At 48.9% G+C, this 21,417-nt stretch carries 22 protein-coding genes and 1 tRNA gene; 5 read left to right on the forward strand and 18 right to left on the reverse strand.

Annotation, left to right across the window (positions count from 1 at the left end; all coding sequences use genetic code 11):
- Positions 1 to 78 precede the first annotated feature (78 nt).
- From EL309_RS00515 to metZ, 3 genes are all read right to left on the reverse strand, one after another.
- The gene (locus tag EL309_RS00515; protein ID WP_004284657.1) at positions 79 to 1,131 is read right to left on the reverse strand and encodes an ABC transporter permease subunit; all 1,053 of its coding nucleotides are present in this window, start codon (positions 1,129 to 1,131) and stop codon (positions 79 to 81) included.
- A 112-nt stretch (positions 1,132 to 1,243) separates the two neighbouring features.
- The gene (locus tag EL309_RS00520; protein WP_036494153.1) at positions 1,244 to 1,450 is read right to left on the reverse strand and encodes a DUF2788 domain-containing protein; all 207 of its coding nucleotides are present in this window, start codon (positions 1,448 to 1,450) and stop codon (positions 1,244 to 1,246) included.
- Between the two features lie 58 nt (positions 1,451 to 1,508).
- Positions 1,509 to 2,684, reverse strand: coding sequence for an O-succinylhomoserine sulfhydrylase (gene metZ / locus EL309_RS00525; RefSeq protein ID WP_004284655.1), 1,176 nt, complete (start codon positions 2,682 to 2,684; stop codon positions 1,509 to 1,511).
- 297 nt (positions 2,685 to 2,981) lie between these two features.
- Between metZ and EL309_RS00530 the strand changes: the two genes are divergently transcribed.
- Both EL309_RS00530 and EL309_RS00535 read left to right on the forward strand, forming a co-directional pair.
- Entirely contained in the window at positions 2,982 to 3,947 is a 966-nt protein-coding gene (locus EL309_RS00530) for a calcium/sodium antiporter (RefSeq protein ID WP_004284653.1), read from the forward strand.
- A 53-nt stretch (positions 3,948 to 4,000) separates the two neighbouring features.
- Positions 4,001 to 4,091, forward strand: a tRNA-Ser gene (locus EL309_RS00535).
- Between the two features lie 196 nt (positions 4,092 to 4,287).
- Here EL309_RS00535 and EL309_RS00540 read toward each other — a convergent pair.
- The 12 genes from EL309_RS00540 to EL309_RS00595 form a co-directional block, all read right to left on the reverse strand.
- Complete coding sequence (locus EL309_RS00540) at positions 4,288 to 4,620, reverse strand: NGK_0946 family protein (RefSeq protein WP_372512976.1); 333 nt, start codon at positions 4,618 to 4,620, stop codon at positions 4,288 to 4,290.
- 24 nt (positions 4,621 to 4,644) lie between these two features.
- Positions 4,645 to 4,890 (reverse strand): hypothetical protein, encoded by a 246-nt coding sequence (locus EL309_RS00545; protein WP_004284651.1) that lies wholly within the window; start codon positions 4,888 to 4,890, stop codon positions 4,645 to 4,647.
- Between the two features lie 242 nt (positions 4,891 to 5,132).
- Positions 5,133 to 6,152 (reverse strand): ABC transporter permease, encoded by a 1,020-nt coding sequence (locus EL309_RS00550; protein WP_004284650.1) that lies wholly within the window; start codon positions 6,150 to 6,152, stop codon positions 5,133 to 5,135.
- Between the two features lie 142 nt (positions 6,153 to 6,294).
- Positions 6,295 to 6,789: a thiol peroxidase gene (gene tpx, locus EL309_RS00555; RefSeq protein ID WP_036494150.1), complete on the reverse strand. Its 495-nt coding sequence runs from the start codon at positions 6,787 to 6,789 to the stop codon at positions 6,295 to 6,297.
- A 32-nt stretch (positions 6,790 to 6,821) separates the two neighbouring features.
- Positions 6,822 to 7,436 (reverse strand): DUF4230 domain-containing protein, encoded by a 615-nt coding sequence (locus tag EL309_RS00560; RefSeq protein ID WP_004284648.1) that lies wholly within the window; start codon positions 7,434 to 7,436, stop codon positions 6,822 to 6,824.
- Between the two features lie 79 nt (positions 7,437 to 7,515).
- On the reverse strand, positions 7,516 to 8,502 hold the full coding sequence (locus tag EL309_RS00565) for an asparaginase (protein WP_004284647.1): 987 nt from the start codon (positions 8,500 to 8,502) through the stop codon (positions 7,516 to 7,518).
- A gap of 56 nt (positions 8,503 to 8,558) precedes the next feature.
- Complete coding sequence (gene speB / locus EL309_RS00570; protein WP_172795927.1) at positions 8,559 to 9,527, reverse strand: agmatinase; 969 nt, start codon at positions 9,525 to 9,527, stop codon at positions 8,559 to 8,561.
- Between the two features lie 207 nt (positions 9,528 to 9,734).
- On the reverse strand, positions 9,735 to 10,427 hold the full coding sequence (locus EL309_RS00575; protein ID WP_004284645.1) for a DedA family protein: 693 nt from the start codon (positions 10,425 to 10,427) through the stop codon (positions 9,735 to 9,737).
- An 88-nt stretch (positions 10,428 to 10,515) separates the two neighbouring features.
- Positions 10,516 to 11,850 (reverse strand): phosphoglucosamine mutase, encoded by a 1,335-nt coding sequence (gene glmM / locus EL309_RS00580; protein ID WP_004284644.1) that lies wholly within the window; start codon positions 11,848 to 11,850, stop codon positions 10,516 to 10,518.
- A 170-nt stretch (positions 11,851 to 12,020) separates the two neighbouring features.
- The gene (gene folP, locus EL309_RS00585; protein WP_036494165.1) at positions 12,021 to 12,872 is read right to left on the reverse strand and encodes a dihydropteroate synthase; all 852 of its coding nucleotides are present in this window, start codon (positions 12,870 to 12,872) and stop codon (positions 12,021 to 12,023) included.
- Between the two features lie 104 nt (positions 12,873 to 12,976).
- Complete coding sequence (gene ftsH / locus EL309_RS00590; RefSeq protein ID WP_036494148.1) at positions 12,977 to 14,992, reverse strand: ATP-dependent zinc metalloprotease FtsH; 2,016 nt, start codon at positions 14,990 to 14,992, stop codon at positions 12,977 to 12,979.
- Between the two features lie 70 nt (positions 14,993 to 15,062).
- On the reverse strand, positions 15,063 to 15,683 hold the full coding sequence (locus EL309_RS00595; protein WP_004284639.1) for an RlmE family RNA methyltransferase: 621 nt from the start codon (positions 15,681 to 15,683) through the stop codon (positions 15,063 to 15,065).
- A 107-nt stretch (positions 15,684 to 15,790) separates the two neighbouring features.
- Between EL309_RS00595 and yhbY the strand changes: the two genes are divergently transcribed.
- From yhbY to EL309_RS00610, 3 genes are all read left to right on the forward strand, one after another.
- Positions 15,791 to 16,072, forward strand: a complete 282-nt coding sequence (gene yhbY / locus EL309_RS00600; protein ID WP_004284638.1) for a ribosome assembly RNA-binding protein YhbY — start codon at positions 15,791 to 15,793, stop codon at positions 16,070 to 16,072.
- Positions 16,073 to 16,290: 218 nt separating this feature from the next.
- Positions 16,291 to 17,478: an acetylornithine/succinyldiaminopimelate transaminase gene (locus EL309_RS00605; protein WP_004284636.1), complete on the forward strand. Its 1,188-nt coding sequence runs from the start codon at positions 16,291 to 16,293 to the stop codon at positions 17,476 to 17,478.
- Positions 17,479 to 17,593: 115 nt separating this feature from the next.
- Positions 17,594 to 18,277 (forward strand): SIR2 family NAD-dependent protein deacylase, encoded by a 684-nt coding sequence (locus EL309_RS00610; protein WP_004284634.1) that lies wholly within the window; start codon positions 17,594 to 17,596, stop codon positions 18,275 to 18,277.
- A gap of 142 nt (positions 18,278 to 18,419) precedes the next feature.
- On the opposite strand, the gene EL309_RS00615 is transcribed toward EL309_RS00610, so the two are convergent.
- Genes EL309_RS00615 through EL309_RS00625 form a run of 3 tightly spaced genes read right to left on the reverse strand, consistent with a single transcriptional unit; the run spans position 18,420 to position 21,383 of the window.
- Complete coding sequence (locus tag EL309_RS00615) at positions 18,420 to 18,950, reverse strand: hypothetical protein (protein WP_232014423.1); 531 nt, start codon at positions 18,948 to 18,950, stop codon at positions 18,420 to 18,422.
- 21 nt (positions 18,951 to 18,971) lie between these two features.
- Positions 18,972 to 20,111 (reverse strand): glycerate kinase, encoded by a 1,140-nt coding sequence (locus EL309_RS00620; RefSeq protein WP_040669963.1) that lies wholly within the window; start codon positions 20,109 to 20,111, stop codon positions 18,972 to 18,974.
- A gap of 9 nt (positions 20,112 to 20,120) precedes the next feature.
- Complete coding sequence (locus EL309_RS00625; protein ID WP_004284631.1) at positions 20,121 to 21,383, reverse strand: GntP family permease; 1,263 nt, start codon at positions 21,381 to 21,383, stop codon at positions 20,121 to 20,123.
- Between the last annotated feature and the right edge of the window lie 34 nt (positions 21,384 to 21,417).

A 21,417-nucleotide genomic window follows, 5' to 3' on the forward strand; every position in this document is an offset into this window, starting at 1 on the left:
ACAGTCGTGTAAACGATACAAAGGATAAAAAGGCCGTCTGAATTTTCAGACGGCCTACCGTTTGTATGAATGCTGCTTTTATTTCTGCCCGCCAAAATGAATGCGCGGATCCACCCACGAATAGGAGATATCGGAAAGCAGCTTGGCCAGCAAACCCATCAGGGTAAAGATATACAGCGTTCCCATCACTACGGGATAATCACGCTTCATGACGGCTTCGTAAGACAATAAGCCCAAGCCGTCTAAAGAAAACAAGGTTTCAATCAGCAAGCTGCCGGTAAAGAATGCGCCGATAAAAGCCGCAGGAAAACCGGTAATCAGCAGAATCATGGCATTGCGGAATATATGCCCGAATAAAATCCGCCGTTCCGGCAAACCTTTGGCTCTGGCGGTGTAAACATATTGCCGCCGCATTTCTTCGAGAAATACATTTTTGGTCAGCACCGTCATAACGGCGAGATTACCGGCAACGGAAGCGGTAATCGGTAAAACCATATGCCAAAGATAATCGCCTATTTTTCCGGCCAAGCTGAGATTTTCCCAATCGTCGCCGACCAAGCCGCCCTGCGGAAACCAAGCCCAAAAACTGCCGCCGCCAAACAAAACCAGCAACACCAAACCCAATACAAACGGCGGAATGGTATAGCCGACCAAAATCACAATCCCCGTTACCGCATCAAAACGCGAACCGTCGCGAACTGCTTTGGCAATGCCCAAAGGAATGCAGATTAAATAAGTCAGAAAAAACGTCCACAGCCCCAAGCTCATCGACACGGGCATTTTTTCCTTAATCAAATCCCATACCGTCTGATGATGGAAAAAGCTTTCGCCTAAATCGAAACGGGCAAAGCGGACCAACATATCGAAAAAACGCGTTAACGGCGGTTTGTCGAAACCGTATAAAGCATTTAACGCCGCCATATCTTCCGGGCTTAAGCCGTTACCGCCTTTCAACAGCATACCGCCCGACTTCGCCGCCGTTTCGCCGCCGACGCCGCTCTGGGTCAGCTGCTGCACCATCTGCTCGACAGGCCCGCCGGGAACAAACTGGATAATGGCGAATGTAACCGCCAAAATGCCTAGCAACGTCGGAATCAGCAGCAATAAACGCTTTAAAACATACGACCACATCTGATCTTTACCCGAAAATCTTCAATCCCGATATCTTAACAATATCAAGGCCGTCTGAACATGAAGATTTCAGACGGCCTCCCCGATACCTACGCTTATTCCGCCGACGGCTTTATTTGCTCAAGACGAAAAACTCGATAATCACGTTTTTAAAAATAAAACCGAATACGCCCAAGCCCAGCACCAAAAACAGGATAAACATACCGAATTTACCGGCTTTCGATTCCTTACCCAAATTCCAAACAATAAAGCCCAAAAAAACAATCAGCACCGTCAGGCAGATTTTCAACGCCCATTCGGCAAACAACGCTTCATCCATAATCGTCACCTATGCAGATTCCAGACGGCCCCAATCGGATCAGGCCGTCTGAAATATATTACAACAAAGCCAAAGCCTGTTCCAAATCATCAATCAAATCATCGACATTTTCCAAGCCGACCGATAAACGCAGCAAGCCTTCGCGGATGCCGACCGCCTCTTTGGCTTCCGCCGCCATTCTGCCGTGCGTGGTCGTCCAAGGATGCGTGATCGTAGAGCGTACATCGCCCAAGTTGGCCGTTTTGGAAAACAAGGCTACGGAATCAATCACTTTCCAAGCCGCATCCCTGCCGCCAGCCACTTCAAAAGCCACCACGATACCGCCGTTTGCCTGTTGCTGCGCCACCAATGCCGCCTGCGGATGATCAGGCAAACCCGCATAATAAACATTCAGCACCTTTGCATGACTTTGCAGCCACCGGGCAACCTTCAGCGCATTGCTGCCCTGCTTTTCCATACGCACCATCAAAGTTTCCGCGCCGCTCAACAAAACCCACGCATTGAAAGGCGATAAAGCCAAACCGGCAGAATTGGTATACATCGCGATTTCCTTAACCAACGCTTGTGCGCCCACAACGATACCGCCCAACACCCGCCCTTGACCGTCAATGGCTTTGGTTGCCGACTGAACGGATAAATCCGCACCGAAACGTAAAGGCTGCTGCAAAGCAGGCGAACAAAAGCTGTTGTCCACCACCAATAATGCACCGGCTTCATGGGCGATTTCCGCCAACGCAGCCAAGTCGGCTACTTCGTTTAAAGGATTGGACGGCGTTTCCAGAAAAAATACTTTGGTATTCGGACGAACCGCCGCACGCCATTGCTCCAAATCCGTTTGCCCAACCAAAGTAATTTCAATCCCGAATTTCGCAACCACACCGCTTAAAAAGCCGGCCGTCGTGCCAAACAAGCTGCGGCTGGCAACCAAATGGTCTCCGGCTTTCAAAAAAGTCAGCAAGGCCGCCTGAATGGCAGACATTCCGGTTGACGTTGCCACACCGGCTTCCCCTGCTTCCAAACAGGCAATTCTTTTTTCAAATGCAGCAACCGTCGGATTGGCCGTCCTTGAATACGTATAGCCCTCAACCTCTTTCGCAAACAGGGCCGCACCGTGCGCGGCATCGTCAAACATAAAGCTGCTGCTTAAAAACAAAGCCTGATTGTGTTCGTTATATTCCGTTTGGCTTTTCGAGCCTCTGATTGCGAGTGTTTCAGGATGAAGCTTTCTTGTCATTCAAATCTCCGACATCTTTTGCTGGGTTTGCGCCAAAATCATTAAAAAACCGGTTTACCCATGCCAATGATAATAATATGAGTCAAACCGCACGACATTTTGCGCCCATTTTGAATCCGTTTCAACCTTAACAGCCTCCCAAAGTCAAATTTTTCATATAAGCTGTTTACCATACGGAGAAACAACAAACCCGTAAATTATGATCAAAAACCTGTTTTAATTCGCAGCAAAGCAGCACGATTCAGGTAAAATAAGCCGTTTTGCACATATAACATATATAAATATAAAAGGAATCTTATGATTTGGGCAATCTTGGCCGTGGTCGTCGGTTTGGTTCTGCTGACATACAGCGCCGACCGTTTTATTGACGGTGCAGCAATTACCGCACGCCACTTTGGCATGTCTCCACTCTTTATCGGTATGGTTATTGTCGGTTTCGGCACTTCCGCTCCGGAAGTTATTGTTTCCATTCTTTCCGCCATAGAAGGCGCGCCCGGCATCGCTTTAGGCAATGCCTATGGCTCGAACATCACCAATATCGCCCTGATTTTGGGTATTACTGCATTAATCAGCCCCATTCTGGTACAAAAAGACATTATTTATCGTGAATTTCCGATTCTCATTGCCGTGACTGCTTTAACCGTTCTGCTGCTTTGGGACGGTCATATTTCCCGTTGGGACGGCATTATTCTAATAGGGGCATTAGCAGCCTCTTTTATTCCTACTGTCTTAAAAAGCTTTAAAGGCGCAGACAACATCATTGAAGACTTGGCCGTCGAATTGGAAAATGAAGAAAACAAAACGCCACTGCGCCGTGCTTTGATTATGTTGGTAGTAGGATTGATTATCTTGGTATTAAGCTCCCGAATGCTGGTGTGGGGGGCAGTCAGCATCGCGCAAAATTTCGGCGTATCCGACCTGGTTATCGGTTTGACGGTTGTCGCCGTCGGTACTTCCCTGCCTGAACTGGCTTCATCCGTCATTGCCGCACGTAAAGGCGAACATGATATTGCCATGGGCAATGTTATCGGCTCAAACCTTTTCAATACCTTGGCCGTAGTCGGACTTGCCGCATTAATCAATCCTTTACAAGCCGCTCCTGAAGTATTGAACAGAGATGTTCTGATTATGAGCGCTTTAACCGTAGGCGTGTTTGCCCTTTCCTGGTTGCTGAAAGGCAAGCTCAACCGAGGCATAGGCGTATTGCTGCTTTTATGTTACGCGGCCTATACCGTTTACTTGATCGCCACCGCCACAGCATAAAGCATGACTTGCAAATTATAGGAAGGGGCTATATAATTCTCTCCTTACGCAATAGAGAGGTGGATGAGTGGTTGAAGTCGCACGCCTGGAAAGCGTGTATACGTGAATAGCGTATCGAGGGTTCGAATCCCTTCCTCTCTGCCAAATACCAATCCCAAGCCGTTACAGCTTGGGATTTTTTGTTATCTTTTATTTGTTACGAAAATCTTTGCATGCTGTCAGCGCATATCCAAGCTATAACATCAATTCCTTCATTTTTATCAAGATTATTTCAAGCAGAATAGAATAGGCCGTCTGAAATTTCAGACGGCCTATTCCAAGATATCATTCTTAAACAGATTTAGAATGCATGCTTGATATGCGTAATCGTACCGACAATACCGTTAAGGATACCTAAAGCACCAGCAGTTGTACCCATAGTTTCGCGCATACCCTCGTGTTTATTACGACGTTTTTCGCGTTCGAGAGCCAATTCTTCGGAAGTATTGGCACGTTGTCTGCGGTGCTGTTCCAATTGCGCACGGCTGACTTGTGCTTCCGCACGGTTACGGCCTGCATTGATAGCCATAGAATCATCGCCGATAGCCAAATTGCCTACTGAGTTGGGAGAAGCGCAAGCTGCCAAAGTAGAAGCTACCAAAAGGGCAACAGCAATTTTCTTCATAATTGATATCCTTCTTAATGTCTTAATGTGAGATTAGCGAATAATATAAATTCTTTTACTGCCTTCATTGGCGCGCTTGATGGCATCAGCGGTATCCATCATTTCCTGACGGCGCTCGGCACGGCGCTCGGCGCGTTCTGCGCGTTCGGCTGCATTTACTGCAGCGGCGTTCGCTCTCAACTCTTCAGGCGATTGGTTGGTAACAAAACGTTGGTCTGCATAGGTGCAGGCACCCAACATTAAAATCGAACCTAATGTGAACAGCAATTTTGCTTTCATTTTTATTCCTTTGAATCTAAACCGTTATCAGATATAACAACTCAATACATTTCTTAACGATATCTACACTTTCCCGCTATTAATGTCAACAATCTTCTTGGAAATGTTTAATTTTAATCAAATTTATTTACCAGCTTCCCGAAAGTATAAATTATATTCAAACATTCAATAACTTAAGAAATAAACACTAACGTATTTGTATGTATCGGCAATTAAATGATATCGCGCCGTTACTCCGAAAACTATCTGGCTCTGACATCAAAGGCCTGTCTCAAACCTTCTCCTATCATCACCAGCAGCAACAGCATGACGGACAATGCGCCAAAGGCAGACAAACCGATCCACCAAGCATCTAAATTGTCTTTGCCTTGCGCCAACAATTCCCCCAAGCTGGCCTGTGAAGCCGGCACGCCCAGGCCGAGAAAATCCAAGCTGGTCAAAGCCAAAACAGCACCGGAAATCCGGAACGGCAAAAAGGCCAAAACCGGCGTCAGACTGTTGGGCAGGATGTGGCGGCGGATAATGGTGCGGTTGCTTACACCCATACTTTTTGCCGCCATCACATAATCGGCCTGACGGTTTTTTAAAAACTCGGCCCGAACATAATCGGACAACACCATCCAGCCGAACAGTGAAAGCAACACAAACAAAACCAACAAACCCGGATTGAAAAACGACGACAAAATAATCAGAAGATACAGCTCCGGCAAACCGCCCCAAATTTCCAAGAAACGCTGCATAAGCAAATCGGTTTTACCGCCGAAATAACCCTGCACCGCTCCGGCAAACACACCAATCAACGTCGTCACTGCCGTCAATGCCAAAGCAAACAATAAAGAATCTCGAAATCCGTAAACCAACCGCGCCAACACGTCCCTGCCCCGATTATCCGTACCCAATACATGTGCAGATGAAGGCGATGCGGGATTGGGCTCGGTATCAAAATCGTTCAAAGTATTGGCCGAATAGGGATTGGGCAGATATAAAGCGTCATTGCCGTTTGTAGTGATATTGCGCTTGACCAGCGGATCGAGGTAATCGGCCGGCGTTTCGAAATCGCCTCCGAACTGCGTTTCATTATAGGTTTTGAATAACGGGAAATAGTGCTGCCCCTCATAGCGCACCCACAAAGGCTTGTCGTTGCTCCACAACGGAGCGGAAACGGAAACGGCAAAAAGCAGAGCCAAACAGATCAAACTGAAATAGCCCCGCTTATGTTGTTTAAATGCCTGCCAAACGGTTCGGGAAGAGTGGAAATTCATAAATATCGCTGTTTAGACAATACAGGCTAAGGATAGCGTTTTTCAGACGGCCTTGCCATAGGCTGAAACAAACAAAACGTTTGTATAACAAGAGGCCGTCTGAATTTTCAGACGGCCTCTCAAGCTCAAATCAGAGAACGGCTCATAATACGGCCAAAGCGGCTTGATAATCCGGCTCTTGCGCGATTTCCGGCACCAGTTCGCTGTGCAGTACGGCATTGTTTTCGTCCAATACCACAACTGCGCGGGCGGTTAATCCTGCCAACGGGCCGCTTTCCATCGCCACGCCGTATTCTTTGGCGAAACTGCTGCGGAAAGAAGACAGCATGGTTACATTCTCAATACCTTCCGCACCGCAGAAACGGCCTTGTGCAAACGGCAGGTCGGCAGAAACGCACAATACGGCGGTATTGGCCAATGCAGCGGCTTTTTCGTTGAATGTGCGTACGGATTGCGCGCACACGCCGGTATCGATACTCGGGAAAATGTTCAAAACTTTGCGTTTGCCGGCAAAATCCGCCAGCGTTTTTTGCGACAAGTCGCCTGCGGTCAAAGAAAAATCGGGAGCTGACGCGCCTTTAACGGGAAATTCGCCGCCGACTTCCACCGCATTGCCTCTTAAAGTTACTTGTGCCATATATTGTCCTTTCTTATTCGTTGCTACAAAAATCAATTTACCTTGCATACCGGTACAGCAGCAGGATAAACAGACACTTTTGTCTGTGTCAACGCAAACAGGGTTTCCAACTGCTGTTGCACCTGAGTTTGCGCATGCTCCAGAATTTTTGCCTCACAGGCACTGGCCAACACCTGCTGCTTGGCTTGGGTCTGCACGGTTTCCAAAACGCTGTGGTCTGCCGGATGCAGATTCAACGAGCCGGTTTTCATGTCGTAAACTTCGATATTGTCTAGACTGACGCTCAGAATTTCTACGGGCGGCAACTTGATGATTACCCTATCGTCGAGAATATCGACATTATCCCGGCTTAATTTATTCAAGTCCACGCCGGCCACCACGCTGCCGCGCGCGATAAACAAACCGGTTTGCGCATCTTGCCACAAGGCATACCAATTGCCCTGTTTCTGTGTTTTGATCACGGTATCGATATGGAAAGACGTGCTTTCCAAGCGGTTGAGATGGCGGATTTGCGCCAAAACGGCAGTGCTGTCCAACACTTGGTGAAGCGGCCGGTTTCGATCGGCCTGCCCCCTTGCAAACCAAGCGGCATAAGCTACGGCGGCCATCAACACCGCCAACAGCATCAAACGGATAAAACTTTTCATCACGGCTTGTTCTCAATCAAACAAAAATCTGCATTGAATATAATGCGATTCAGCAATTTTTCAATCGCAAACCCGGCATTTAAACCAAATCCAGTTCCGATAAGGCCGTCTGAAGCTGTTTGCTATTCCATGCCTGCGAAACCGCCAATGTCAGCAAGGCCGTGGCGGTTTCCAGATTGGCCTTGCCACCATTTACGACACCGGCATGACGCAACGCACTGCCTTGTGCATACACGGCTTCTGCGCAGCCTTTCTGAACTTGGCTGATATTCAGCACCAAACCGCCGCGCGCTGTAAACGACCGTACCGCGCTAATCAATGCTTCATTGCTCGGCGCGTTGCCGTGCCCGTAGCTCTGCAAAACCACCGCACCCGCTTGGGAATGCAACAGGCCGTCTGAAATTTCCTGAACCGAAAAACCCGGAATTAAAGTATGGCAAACAACTTTTGCTTTCGTGTCCAAATTAAAAATTTTCAGACGGCCTGATTTTTCAGACGGCCTCACAGCCGGATTTTGCCAACCTGTCTGCGCCGACCACTCGCCCAAAACGCCGAAATGGGCATTGAGAAAGCCGTCAGCATCTTCCGTGCTGACTTTACTGCTGCCGACGGCCGGAAAAAGTTTACCGTTAAAAGCCAAAGCCACACCGGCAAAATCTGGAATATCAAACGCGGCAACAGCCGTAGCCAAGTTAAAAGGCGCATCACTGTTTTCTGTACCAAACGGCCATTGCGAACCGGTTAAAACCACCGGCTTATCCAAATCCTGCAAAAACAAAGTCAATATATTGGCGGTATAAGCCAGCGTATCCGTGCCGTGCAAAATCAAAATACCGTCATAATCGGCAATCTTGTCCGCCAAAATATTCAGCCATTGCTGCCAGTTTGACAAAGTTACTGCCGAAGAATCAATCAGGGGCGTACAGATATGCCAATCGAAATCCCATCGTTCCGCAAACGGCTGCAATGCTTTTTCCGCCAACGCCGTATCCGGTTTCAGACCTTCCGGGCTTTGGCTCATGCCGATGGTTCCGCCCGTATACAATACAAAAATCCGCTGTTTCATTTGCTTCCCGTAAAGAGAGGCCGTCTGAATTTCAGACGGCCTGTTGATTCAACTGTTTACCATTTCCCGTTTACTTTTTTATTGCGCATCAGACACAGCATATCCGCCGCCACATGTGCCGCCGCAATCGCCGTAATCTCGGCATTGTCATAAGCCGGTGCCACTTCCACAACATCCATACCGACAATATTCAAATCGCCCAAGCTGCGGATAATGCTCAAAGCCGTATGCGAATTTAATCCGCCGGGTACCGGCGTACCCGTACCCGGTGCAAATGCAGGATCCAAACAGTCAATGTCGAACGTCAGGTAAACCGGATTATCACCGATAACATCGTAAATCCGTTTTACGGTTGCTTCCACGCCGTTTTCATTAATCCACGGGGCAAACAGCATATTCATTCCCATGAAATCGCTGTTCCAAGTACGGATACCGACCTGCGCGGAAGTTTTCGGGTCAATCAAACCGTTTTTCACTGCTTTGTAAAACATCGTACCGTGATTGAGCGATTCTTCGGCATCGTCCGGCCAAGTATCGCAATGCGCATCAAAATGCAGCAGGCTCAAAGGTTTGCCGTATTTCTCTGCATGGGCTTGCAACAGAGGATAGGTAATGTAGTGGTCGCCGCCGAAAGTCAGCATTTTGGCATTGGAATTCCGGATAATATCGCGCGCATGTTGAACGATGGTTTCGCGAATCGTCCACGGCTGGTGTGCATCAAACCAGCAATCGCCGTAATCGATCACCGCCAAATCGTCAAACGGATCAAATCCCCACGGAAACAGATTCAGTTCGGCAAGCTGCACGCTGGCCGCACGGATGGCGGCAGGCCCCAAGCGCGCACCCGGACGGAATGTAGTGGCCAAATCCAAAGGCACACCCGAAACCACAACATCCGCACCTTCCAAATTGCGCGTGTATGTGCGGCGCATAAACGATAACGCACCCGCATAGGTATTCTCGACAATACTGCCCATCAGACCTTCCCGGCGGAAAGCACCGTCACCGTAAATTTTATTACTCATATTCATGTTCCCAAATCAATACAACCAACCTGAAAAATCAAAGCCGGAGAAAATAAAAAAACCAAAAAACGCTGTAAACAGATTGCAATAGTATGCCGTCAAGCTTCCTTATCACGGCAAAATATTACCTTCAATATCAATATATTGAGGCCGTCTGAAAATTATTCGGTTATTTCAGACGGCCTTCAAGATAAATTTTATAGCAGTTTATCCGTTATCAGCATGATTGTTATCGATATTATTCAGTTTTTTTGCCATTCTCCGCTTCTCTCGAAGCTCGGACAATTTTTGACGGTAAAAACGGATACGCTGCCGTTTCTTCCACCAAAAATACAGTATTACCAACGCCCCCAAGCCTAAAACAATAAACAGCACCGATTGAAATTGATGTACTTTTTCCATCAGCCAATCGGTTTGTTGCGCACCGTAATCGCCCAAATAAACCCAAACGGGAACGGAAATCAAAGCGGCAAAACCGTCCATCATCAAAAACTGCCAGTATGAAATCTTACGGCTGATACCGGCAGTAATATAAATCGGCGTACGCAAGCCCGGTAAAAAACGGGCGACAAATAAAACACGGTTGCCGTATTTATCAAATTTTTCCTGCACCTGAGCATAACGCTTGGGTGTCATAATCTTGGCAATAAAGCGTACTTTCAGAATTTTATGCCCGTAAATCCGCCCTGCCGCAAACATCAAACCGTCGCCGACCAACACGCCGAGCATACCGACTACCACCATAATATGGACATTTGCATAACCCAAACCGGAAATCACACCGCCAGTAACCAGCGTAATGTCTTCAGGAATCGGCACACCAAACCCGCACGCAACCAAAACCAGAAAAACGGCTGCATATCCGTATTGGGTAAAAAATGCTTCCAAAATGGCGAACATCGGTTCGATTATCCCTGTAATAAAATCGTTATTCTAACAAAACAACGGCAGTCTGCCCTAACAATTCAGACAGACTGCCCTAAACAGCTTATTGCTGTTCGATAGCGGCAGCAATACGCTCCGCACCTTTTTTAGCCAAATCCGCCTGTTTGGCTTCAACCATCACACGCACAACAGGTTCGGTACCCGAAGCACGCAATACCACACGGCCTTTGCCTTCCAATTCCGCTTCCACTTCTTTCAATGCTTCTTCGGAAGCTTTTTGCCAATCTTGGCCTTTTTTCAGACGGACATTAATCATGGTTTGCGGATAAGGCTGCCACTCGGCACACACGGTAGCCAAGTCTTGTTGCAGGGTTCTGAGTGCCGCCAACACCTGCAAAGCGGAAATCGTGCCGTCGCCGGTATTGTGTTTATCCATGCACAACACATGACCGCTGGCTTCACCGCCGATCAGCCAACCGCGCTGTTGGAGCTGTTCCAAAACATAACGGTCGCCGACTTTGGCACGGCAAAACTCGATACCCTGATCGCGCAAAGCTACTTCCATCGCCATATTGGTCATGACCGTTCCGACCACACCGCCAATATTCACGCCTTCGTGTACTCTTGCCTTGGCAATCACATAAATCAAGCTGTCGCCGTCGTAAACTTTGCCGTGACGGTCAACCATAATCACACGGTCGCCGTCGCCGTCCAAAGCAATGCCGTAATCGGCTTCATTCTGCAATACGGCTGCCTGCAAAGCCTTGGGATGGGTTGCGCCGACTTTATCATTGATATTGTAGCCGTTCGGCTCATCACCGATAGACACCACTTCCGCGCCCAATTCGTGGAATACTTTCGGTGCAACGTGATAACCCGCACCGTTAGCCGTATCCACCACCAATTTTAATCCGCGCAAATCCAAGTGGGCCGGAAAAGTCGACTTACAAAACTCGATATAGCGGTCATCCGATCCGTTGATACGGCGGGCACGACCCAATCTCACAGAAGGTAAGGTTTTCATTTCTTTGTCGATCTGGGCTTCGATTTCCATCTCGACTTCATCACTCAACTTAACACCGCCTTCGGCAAAAAATTTGATACCGTTGTCGGAATACACATTATGCGATGCGGAAATCATGACGCCTGCGGACAAACGCAATGCACGGGTCAGATAAGCCACACCGGGTGTCGGCAACGGACCGGTCTGAATCACATTGACTCCCGCTGCAGTAAAACCCGCAATCAGCGCTGCTTCCAGCATATAGCCTGAAATACGGGTGTCTTTACCGATCAGAACCGTCGGCTTGTGGTCGCTTTCGTGTCTTACCAAAACCTGACCTGCCGCATAACCCAACTTCAATACGAAATCAGGCGTAATCGGAAACTGCCCTACTTCACCTCGCACACCATCGGTACCGAAATATTTTTTTGCCATGAGAAACTCCATTCAAAGTCTGACGATATTGTAAAGCAGCCGGATAGCCTCTTCCAAACATTTCAAAACAGCTTTACATTTTCTTGATATAACCCAATAAACAGAAGAATCCTACTTGCATGCTGTCAATTTAGCGTTTCACAGACATGTCGCACACCGTTTGTTTTCCTTCAAACAGATACGCCTAATGCCCGCCATACTTTTACCGCCTCAACGGTTTCCTTTACATCATGCACGCGTATAACCTGTGCGCCCCTTGCCAATGCTGCCAACGCGGCAGCAACGCTGCCTGTTACGCGCTCAAGCGGATTCTCCACTCCGGTCAGCTCGCCAATCATGCGTTTTCTGGACACGCCGACCAATAAAGGTAATTGGATTAGAGTATCGAATTCATTCAAATGTTTCATCAATTCGATATTATGCTGCAAGGTTTTTCCGAAGCCGAAGCCCGGATCTAAAACAATCCTGTCTTTCCGGATTCCTGCGCGGCTGCATTCAGCAACGCGTTCAGCAAGAAAATCAGCCACTTCTCGAACCACATCATGATATTGGGGATTTTGCTGCATGGTTTTTGGGGCACCCTGCATATGCATCAAACAAATCCCAATATCTTGATAAGAAGCCAAACAAGATACCGCACCTTCATCAGTCAATGCTGCTACATCGTTGATAATGTCTGCATAGCCGTTCTCCAAAACCTTTTCCATCACCCAAGTCCGACGGGTATCGACGCTTAACGGAATATTCCACGTTATCAGTTCTGCCAAAACAGGTTCAAGCCTGCTCCATTCTTCTTCAACCGCCACTTCATCCGAACCCGGACGAGTAGATTCTCCGCCAATATCCAAAATATCGGCACCGTCTTTCAGTAATTGTTCAGCGTGCTTTAAAGCTGAGCCGATATTTTTTGAATACAGGCCGCCGTCTGAAAAAGAATCCGGTGTTGCATTTACAATCCCCATAATTTGCGGTTGCGACAACTCTAATTTAAAACGGCCGCAATGCCATTGATATGCCTGCATAATCTTTACCTTTAAAACTAAAACTTTTCCGACAAACATTATAAATGTAAATATAAAAGAGGCCGTCTGAAAATTTTCAGACGGCCTCTTTTAAAGTTTCACTTTTACAGTTTGTTGCTGTTGTTTTGTGAATCAGTATCAGCCCCTGCCGCATCCGTTGCACTGCTATCTGCGACCTTAATTTCAGTCGCGGAACTTTGAGCTTCAGACTGATCGTTTTTTTGATCTAACACCCGTACTTCCTTGGCAGGCTCTGAAACGGCATCCGCATCGCTACGGATATTGTGGCTGTAATCTTTCGGCGGACTAGGCTGCTTACCTGCCATAATCTCCAATACTTGATCACGGTCGATGGTCTCCCAATCCATCAAAGCTTTGCACATGGTTTCCATCTTATCGCGGTTTTGATCCAAAATCTGATAAGCAATAGCGTATTGCTCGTCCAGAATACGGCGGATTTCCGCATCCACTTTCTGTTGGGTTTTCTCCGAAATATGCTGAGAGCGGGTAATCGAGCGGCCCAAGAATACTTCACCTTCATTTTCCGCATACACCATCACACCCATTTTGTCGCTCATACCGTAACGGGTAACCATTTCACGGGCAATTTGTGTTGCACGCTCAAAGTCATTCGAAGCACCGGTAGAAATACGGCCGACAAAAATATCTTCGGCAATGCGTCCGCCAAACAGAATCGAAATTTGGTTCAGCATTTGATCTTTGTACATGCTGATGCGGTCGCGTTCCGGCAGCTGCCAAGTCAAGCCCAATGCACGGCCGCGCGGCATAATGGTCACTTTGTGAACAGGATCGGTGCCTTCCAAACTCTCCGCAACGATAGCGTGACCCGATTCATGGTAGGCAGTTGCACGTTTTTCATCTTCGTGCATCACCATGCTGCGGCGCTCAGGACCCATGTAGATTTTGTCTTTGGCATCTTCAAAATCGCTTTGGTCAACTTTAGTCTTATTGCGACGGCCAGCAAACAGCGCGGCTTCATTCACCAAGTTGGCCAAATCCGCACCCGAAAAACCGGGCGTGCCGCGAGCCAGCGAGTTTAAATCCACGGAAACATCCAAAGGCACTTTCTTCGCATGTACTTTTAAAATTTGTTCGCGACCGCGAATATCCGGCAACGGAACCACAACCTGACGGTCGAAACGGCCCGGACGCTGCAACGCAGGATCCAACACATCAGGACGGTTGGTAGCCGCAATCACAATCACGGTTTGATTACTTTCAAAGCCGTCCATCTCAACCAACAATTGGTTCAGTGTCTGTTCGCGTTCGTCGTTACCGCCACCTAAACCGGCACCGCGCTGACGGCCTACGGCATCAATCTCGTCGATAAAGATAATGCACGGCGAGTTTTTCTTCGCCTGCTCGAACATATCGCGAACACGGGAAGCACCTACGCCGACAAACATTTCCACGAAATCAGAGCCGGAGATACTGAAAAACGGTACGCCTGCCTCACCGGCAATAGCTTTGGCCAACAAGGTTTTACCGGTACCCGGACTACCTGCCAGCAAAATACCGCGGGGAACTCGGCCGCCCAAACTTTGATAACGGTTCGGCGCTTTCAGGTAATCAACGATTTCCTGAACTTCTTCTTTCGCTTCATCGCAACCGGCCACATCGGCAAAAGTAACTTTATTGGTATCTTTGTCCAATAATTTGGCACGGCTTTTACCGAACGAAAACGCACCGCCCTTACCGCCTCCGCCACTCTGCATACGCATGAAATAAAACCATGCGGCAATCAGCAGCATCACCGGCAACAAGCTGAAAAACAGACTGGCCAGCATACTCGGTTTTTCTTCCGGAGTAACTTTAACGCGGACTTTTTTATCCAACAGCGTCTGAACCAAATTGTCATCCAACGGCGCATTGGTAAAGAACTGGCTCTTATCCGCCCGCTCGCCTTTGATCAAATAACCGCTGACTACCGAACCTTCAATATTGACGCTGGCAACCTCGCCTTTATTGACTTGCTCGATAAACTGCGAATATTCAATCTGCTGCTTACTGTCGCGATTTTCGGTGACGGCATTGTATGCCGCCATCAGGCAGACACCCAACACCAACCAGACCAATAGATTTTTGATGGTATTCCCCACTGAAACAGGCTCCATTAATGAATAAGGATTGAATAATAGAAACGGATTGTAAATCAGGCCATGCGCCTTGTCAGCGTTTATTTTTACCTAATAAATAAATCTCACTGGAGCGATTGCGAGAAGCTTCCGGCTTGCGCGTCTGTACCGTAACGAATACTTCGCGCATCGCAGCCATATACTCCTGATAGCCCGCTCCCTGAAATACTTTTACCAGAAAATTACCGCCCGTTTTCAAATGCTCGGAGGCGAAATCCAGCGCCAATTCGCACAAATAAAAACTACGTGCCTGATCAGTTACCGCATTTCCCGACATATTGGGTGCCATATCGCAAATTACAAGGTCTAAGAGGCGGTTATCCAATAACGATTCAAATTGGTTTAATACTTGTTCTTCACGGAAGTCGCCCTGAATAAACGATACGCCTTCGATATCGTCCATCGGAAGGATATCCAATGCGAAAACCTGTCCGTTTTTACCGACCAATTTTGCCGCGACTTGAGACCAACTGCCCGGCGCACTGCCTAAGTCCGCCAAAATCGTACCCGGTTTGATTAACTTATCTTTTTCATTGATTTCCAAAAGCTTATAAGCCGCACGTGCACGATAGCCGTCTTTTTGTGCCATATGCACATAATGATCATTTACATGCTCGTTCAGCCATGCTTTGGAGGATTTGGAACGGACTGCCATAATTTTCCGAACAATTTACACAAAGCGCCCATTGTACGTTATTTTCTCCCGAAACGCCGCTAATTAACGTACAATAGACGCTTTGCCAATTATTTCAAACGATAAAAATGACAGACAAACTCAGCACAAAACAAATTCTCGAGCTCAAAGCTCAGGCACATCATCTCAACCCTGTGGTGATGATCGGCCAACACGGCTTAACCGATTCCGTTATTAAAGAAACCGACTCCGCACTGACGGCACACGAGTTGATCAAAGTAAGGGTACTCGGCGACGACCGTGAAGAACGCATCGAAATCTGCAACGCGTTATGCGAAGCGGTGGACGCTCAATTGGTACAACACATCGGCAAACTCTTGGTGTTGTACAGAAAAAATCTGGAAGCTTAAACCGCTTTTAGAGGCTTAACATATATAAACAGGCCGTCTGAAAATATAACTTTAAAGCCGTTTAGAGTTGAAATTTTCAGACGGCCTGATTGTATCTTCAGCCCTATACCGCCATGGCTCAAGCAGTCGGATTCCGGCTTCGGCAATATTGAAAATTGTCAACAATCGGCGCATAATCAGCGCAATCTTTTATTGATCAGAACGAAGGATATTTCGACATGCAAAACTACCTGACTCCCAATTTTTCTTTTGCTCCCGTTATCCCCGACCGCGCACTCGGCAGCCGCCTCTGGGACACGGAGGGCAAAGAATATATAGACTGGGCGGGCGGTATTGCAGTCAATGCTTTGGGACATTGCCATCCCGAATTGGTCAAAACCTTAACCGAACAAGCCCAAAAAATGTGGCATGTTTCCAATATCTACACCACGCTTCCGGCTCAAGATTTAGCAAGAAAACTGGTTGAGCATACTTTTGCCGACAAAGTATTTTTCTGCAACTCCGGCGCGGAAGCCAATGAAGCCGCACTCAAACTGGCGAGAAAATATGCGCGAGACCATTACGGCCCGGAAAAATGCGAAATCATCGCCTGCATCAACGGCTTTCACGGACGCACACTGTTTACCGTTTCAGTCGGCGGCCAACCGAAATACAGCCAAGATTTCGCTCCCCTGCCGCCAGCCATTACCCATATTCCTTTTAACGATATTTCCGCCTTAGAAGTTGCAGTCAGCGAACGCACTTGCGCCGTGATTATCGAGCCGGTTCAGGGCGAAAGCGGCGTTTTACCAGCAGAACGCGAGTTTCTTCAAACCGCACGCCGTCTGTGCAACCGGCACCACGCCTTGCTGATTTTAGACGAAGTGCAAACCGGTATGGGGCGCAGCGGCAAGCTGTTTGCCTACGAACATTACGGTATTGTTCCCGATATCCTCAGCAGTGCCAAAGCCTTAGGTTGCGGCTTTCCGATCGGTGCCATGTTGACCACCGACAAAATCGCGCCCAGCTTCGGACCGGGTACTCACGGCTCCACATTCGGCGGCAACCCTTTGGCTTGTGCCGTCGGCAGCCGTGCTTTCGATCTGATTCACAACGAAGCGACGTATCGGAATATCGAAAAACAAAGCGAAAAACTGCAAACCGGCTTAGCAGAACTCGGCAAAGAAACCGGCTTATTCCAAACCGTTCGCGGTAAAGGCCTGCTGATCGGCTGTGTATTAGCCGAAGGTTACGAAAATCAGGCAGCAGTGCTAACCCAAGTTGCCCTAAAACACGGATTGATGGTTCTGGTTGCCGGCAGCAATGTTTTGCGTCTTGCCCCCAGTCTGCTGCTCAACAACGAAGACGTTGAAGAAGGCTTGATACGTTTACGTGCGGCAATGACAGATTTCTTAAGCGGACATTAAATTGTGCTTAACAACAAAGGCCGTCTGAAAAAACATGATTTTTTTCAGACGGCCTTTTCCCGCATTGTCGGATTCGGAATAATATATTTGTCTTAATTTATATAGGGCTGTAGTGATGAAAACATGTGTCATATTAAGTGGAGCCGGCATCAGTGCCGACAGCGGCTTACAGACTTTCCGCGATACCGGCGGTTTGTGGGAAGGCTATCGGATTGAAGAAGTCTGCACGCCGGAAGCGTTTCAAAATCAGCCGCAAAAGGTGATTGATTTTTATAACCTCCGCCGCGAACAAGCCGAAGCTGCCGAGCCGAATGCGGCACATTTGGCTTTGGTTGAATTGGAACGGCATTACCAAGTCGAAATCGTTACACAAAACGTAGACGACCTTCACGAGCGCGCCGGCAGCAAACATGTACTGCATTTACACGGCGAATTGAACAAGCTGAGAAGCTGTACCGATGAAAGCGAAATTATCGCCTGGCGCGGCAAGCAAAACCCGACCGACACCGACAGCCGAGGAAATCCGCTGCGTCCGCATATCGTTTGGTTCGGTGAAGACGTACCGTTGTTTCCACAAGCAGTGGAAACCGTTGCCCGTGCCGATATTTTGATTATTGTCGGCACGTCTTTACAGGTTTATCCCGCCGCCTCCCTCATGCATTACGCCAAACCGATGGCAGAAATCTATTTGGTTGACCCCAAGCCGCAAACCCGGCTGCCGCATATTGAAGTGATTTCCAAAACGGCTGCCGAAGGCGTGCCGGGTCTGGTGGAATATTTAATCTCAAAAGCAGGCTAACCGACCTGCCAACACAGCAGGTAAACTTTTGGCACATTAACGCGCTTACCGTTTCAGCTGCCGTTATCCGGTACTATCCGCATCAGTGAAGCCTTTTTCAGACGGCCTTATCAACACGGCTCAAGGCCGTCTGAACATTGATTTATCTCCGTCTGAAAGCAAACAAACCCGTATTGTCGACATCCAGCACATAACGTCCGTCTTGAACGGCGGCATAAGTGTCTTTATCCGATAAAGGCTGCAACCCGGCATGGGCAAGCAGGTAGGCCGTTACCGCATCGGCATCTGCCACGACATTATCGGCCAAAGCACGGAAAGCGGTATGGCAAACACCGCCGGCAGGCCAGCCCAGTTTTTTGCCGTCGTCCGCATATTCCATACATTTGCCGCCGAGAGACTCGGCATTATCCCTGTGCTCCCCGGTCAAATCGATAAAATTTTCGTCAGACAAACCGTTGATAGCAAAGCGTACTACAGCTTTTCCGTCTTTTGAAAACTCAGACTGCAGGCTAACCGGCATACGATTCATCACCACCGCTTCATCTATATATTTGACGGTAAACGCAGGCTTGGGCGGCACCGCTTCTTGTGCCGCAGGCTCTCCGCTTTGGCCGCAGGCACACAACCAAGCCGACATTGCGACAACACCCAGTTTTTTCATTATTGCATTCATATTTCCAACCGTTTCATAACATTATTTCGATAACTTCATATCCAACAAACGTGCAATATTGCCGGCCGCGGATTGAAGATTTGCTTCCGCCTGTCGCAATGCCGTTTCCAAACCTCCGGCCGTACGGATAATCGGGAAAACCGCATCAATGCCGTGCTCGTAAACCACCGCATAATCATCGCCCAGACTGCCCACCAAAGCAATGACAGGCTTGCCAAACTGCTTGGCCGCACGGGCCACGCCCACAGGTGTTTTACCTTGAATACTCTGCGCATCCATACGCCCTTCGCCGGTTATCACCCAATCTGCATCTTTAACCTGTTCCGCCAGCCGGACGGCTTCGATAACAATCTGCACACCGGATTTCAATACCACATTCGGCAACAGTTGCAAACCTGCGCCCATGCCGCCTGCCGCCCCCGAACCGGGCGTATCGGCAATCTCCAAGCCGGTATCGCGGCGCACTACTGCGGCAAAATTCGACAAAGCCGCATCCAGCCGCGCCACCATATCAGGGGTTGCGCCTTTTTGCGGTCCGAATACCGCCGAAGCACCGTTATGACCACACAAAGGATTGCCGACATCACAAGCCACTTCAATATGCACATTTTTCAGACGGCCGTCCAAACCGTTTAAATCGATATCGGCCAACTCCGACAAAGCTGAGCCACCACATGCAATAGGCATACCGTTTTTATCCGTCAGCACCGCACCCAAAGCCTGCAACATACCTGCCCCGCCGTCATTGGTGGCACTGCCACCAATGCCTAAAATAATTTTATCGACACCCAAGTCCAAAGCCGCAGCAATCAGCTCGCCGGTTCCGTAACTGCCGGTCAGCATAGGATTGCGTTTTTCAGACGGCACCAGATGCAGCCCCGATGCGGCGGCCATTTCGATCACCGCCGTTTTACCGTCTCCTGAAACACCGAATACGGCTTTAACTTTATCACCCAACGGCGCACACACTTCAACTTCATGCAATACGCCGCCTGTGGCATCCGTCAACGACCGAACCGTGCCCTCTCCACCGTCTGCCATCGGAATTTTGACATATTCCGCGTCCGGCCACACCGTTCTCAAACCCGCTTCAACCGCATCGGCCACTTCCGCCGCGCTTAGACTTTCCTTAAACGAATCGGGCGCAATCACTATCTTCATCGCACTATCCTATCCGAACATACCGTAAATCAGTGTCGATACCGATGCCATCGTCAAACCGACCAAACTTTCATAAGGAATCAGCTTCAAACGCTCTTTCATATCCATAGACACACTGCCGCCGGTAGCATGAAAAAACGAACCGTGCGGCATATGGTCGAACACGGTTGCACCAGCGTGAATCATCGCCGCACCGGCCAATGCACCCACACCCAACTCCAATAAAGTGCCGCTGAATACCTGCGACGCCACCACCGTACCGGCAGTTGTCGAAGCTGTTGCCAGCGACATCATCGCACCCGAAACGGAAGCCAATAAATAAGCAGGCAAACCTAATGCCGTCAGCAGCTCAATCAACACATTTTTCAAACTCGAATGCGCGATTATGCCGGCCAAAGCCCCCGTACCCAGCAGCATAATGGCAACAGGTGCCATTTTTGCCAGCCCGCTTAACGCATAATGATTGGCCTGCTTCCATTTGCCCATCGCCAACACGCCAACCAATCCGCCCGCCGGCAACGCCACCAAAGGATCAATTTTAATGTCGGCCAGCGGACGCAGAGCCAGCAGCACAATAGCCGTCAACGGCGCGGCAACCGCTGCCAAAAAAGACGGCAAATCCTGCCTGTTTTGCCAAGACACTTCCCCGCTGCCGACTTTACTGCCCTTGCCCGACAAACGTCCGGCCAAAACATAGGTTACCGCCAATCCCAACAGCGCAGGCACCATGCCCGCCGCCATTACCGAAGTCAACGGCACTTGAAACGTATCCGCCGCTGCAATCGCATTCGGATTCGGCGATATCAGATTGCCTGCTTTACCGCCGCCAATCATGGCCAGCAACACAGCCTGCTTGGATAAATCGACTCTTTGCGCCAAAGCCAAAGCAATCGGTGCGGCAGTAATCACGGCAACATCGACAAACACGCCGACTGCCGTCAACATCATCGCAGCCAATGCCAACGCCAGCAGCGCGCGCTTTTCACCGAGTTGCTTCACAATCGTTTCCGCAATCACAACGGCCGCACCCGATTCAATCAGCACACCGGCCAACACGCCCGCAGCCAAAATCCTCATGACCGCCGTAGTAATGCCCTGCGCTCCCTGTATCATCAGCGCGACGGTTTCTGCCAAACCCGCTCCACCGACCAAACCGCCGACCAATGCGCCCAACATCATGCCGTAGGCAGGAGAAACTTTTTTCAATATCAGGAAAATCGCAAGAACCAGTGCGGCAACGGCACCAAATGCGGAAACGGAAATTTCAGTCATGATTGCAGTGATACGGTAACAAAATGAAAAACAA

This window comes from Neisseria weaveri, from assembly GCF_900638685.1.
GTDB classification, from domain to species: domain Bacteria; phylum Pseudomonadota; class Gammaproteobacteria; order Burkholderiales; family Neisseriaceae; genus Neisseria; species Neisseria weaveri.

Bases quoted from the DNA above. Each gene is read 5' to 3' on its own strand.
- EL309_RS00560 (WP_004284648.1), bottom strand. From the start codon at position 7,436: ATGAAAAGTTTTATCCGTTTGATGCTGTTGGCGGTGTTGATGGCCGCC.
- EL309_RS00565 (WP_004284647.1), bottom strand. From the start codon at position 8,502: ATGAAACAGCGGATTTTTGTATTGTATACGGGCGGAACCATCGGCATG.
- EL309_RS00515 (WP_004284657.1), bottom strand. From the start codon at position 1,131: ATGTGGTCGTATGTTTTAAAGCGTTTATTGCTGCTGATTCCGACGTTG.
- yhbY (WP_004284638.1), top strand. From the start codon at position 15,791: ATGACAGACAAACTCAGCACAAAACAAATTCTCGAGCTCAAAGCTCAG.
- EL309_RS00605 (WP_004284636.1), top strand. From the start codon at position 16,291: ATGCAAAACTACCTGACTCCCAATTTTTCTTTTGCTCCCGTTATCCCC.
- EL309_RS00520 (WP_036494153.1), bottom strand. From the start codon at position 1,450: ATGGATGAAGCGTTGTTTGCCGAATGGGCGTTGAAAATCTGCCTGACG.
- metZ (WP_004284655.1), bottom strand. From the start codon at position 2,684: ATGACAAGAAAGCTTCATCCTGAAACACTCGCAATCAGAGGCTCGAAA.
- EL309_RS00620 (WP_040669963.1), bottom strand. From the start codon at position 20,111: ATGAAGATAGTGATTGCGCCCGATTCGTTTAAGGAAAGTCTAAGCGCG.
- speB (WP_172795927.1), bottom strand. From the start codon at position 9,527: ATGAGTAATAAAATTTACGGTGACGGTGCTTTCCGCCGGGAAGGTCTG.
- tpx (WP_036494150.1), bottom strand. From the start codon at position 6,789: ATGGCACAAGTAACTTTAAGAGGCAATGCGGTGGAAGTCGGCGGCGAA.
- EL309_RS00625 (WP_004284631.1), bottom strand. From the start codon at position 21,383: ATGACTGAAATTTCCGTTTCCGCATTTGGTGCCGTTGCCGCACTGGTT.
- EL309_RS00530 (WP_004284653.1), top strand. From the start codon at position 2,982: ATGATTTGGGCAATCTTGGCCGTGGTCGTCGGTTTGGTTCTGCTGACA.
- glmM (WP_004284644.1), bottom strand. From the start codon at position 11,850: ATGGCAAAAAAATATTTCGGTACCGATGGTGTGCGAGGTGAAGTAGGG.
- EL309_RS00545 (WP_004284651.1), bottom strand. From the start codon at position 4,890: ATGAAAGCAAAATTGCTGTTCACATTAGGTTCGATTTTAATGTTGGGT.
- EL309_RS00610 (WP_004284634.1), top strand. From the start codon at position 17,594: ATGAAAACATGTGTCATATTAAGTGGAGCCGGCATCAGTGCCGACAGC.
- folP (WP_036494165.1), bottom strand. From the start codon at position 12,872: ATGCAGGCATATCAATGGCATTGCGGCCGTTTTAAATTAGAGTTGTCG.
- EL309_RS00550 (WP_004284650.1), bottom strand. From the start codon at position 6,152: ATGAATTTCCACTCTTCCCGAACCGTTTGGCAGGCATTTAAACAACAT.
- EL309_RS00615 (WP_232014423.1), bottom strand. From the start codon at position 18,950: ATGAATGCAATAATGAAAAAACTGGGTGTTGTCGCAATGTCGGCTTGG.
- EL309_RS00575 (WP_004284645.1), bottom strand. From the start codon at position 10,427: ATGTTCGCCATTTTGGAAGCATTTTTTACCCAATACGGATATGCAGCC.
- EL309_RS00595 (WP_004284639.1), bottom strand. From the start codon at position 15,683: ATGGCAGTCCGTTCCAAATCCTCCAAAGCATGGCTGAACGAGCATGTA.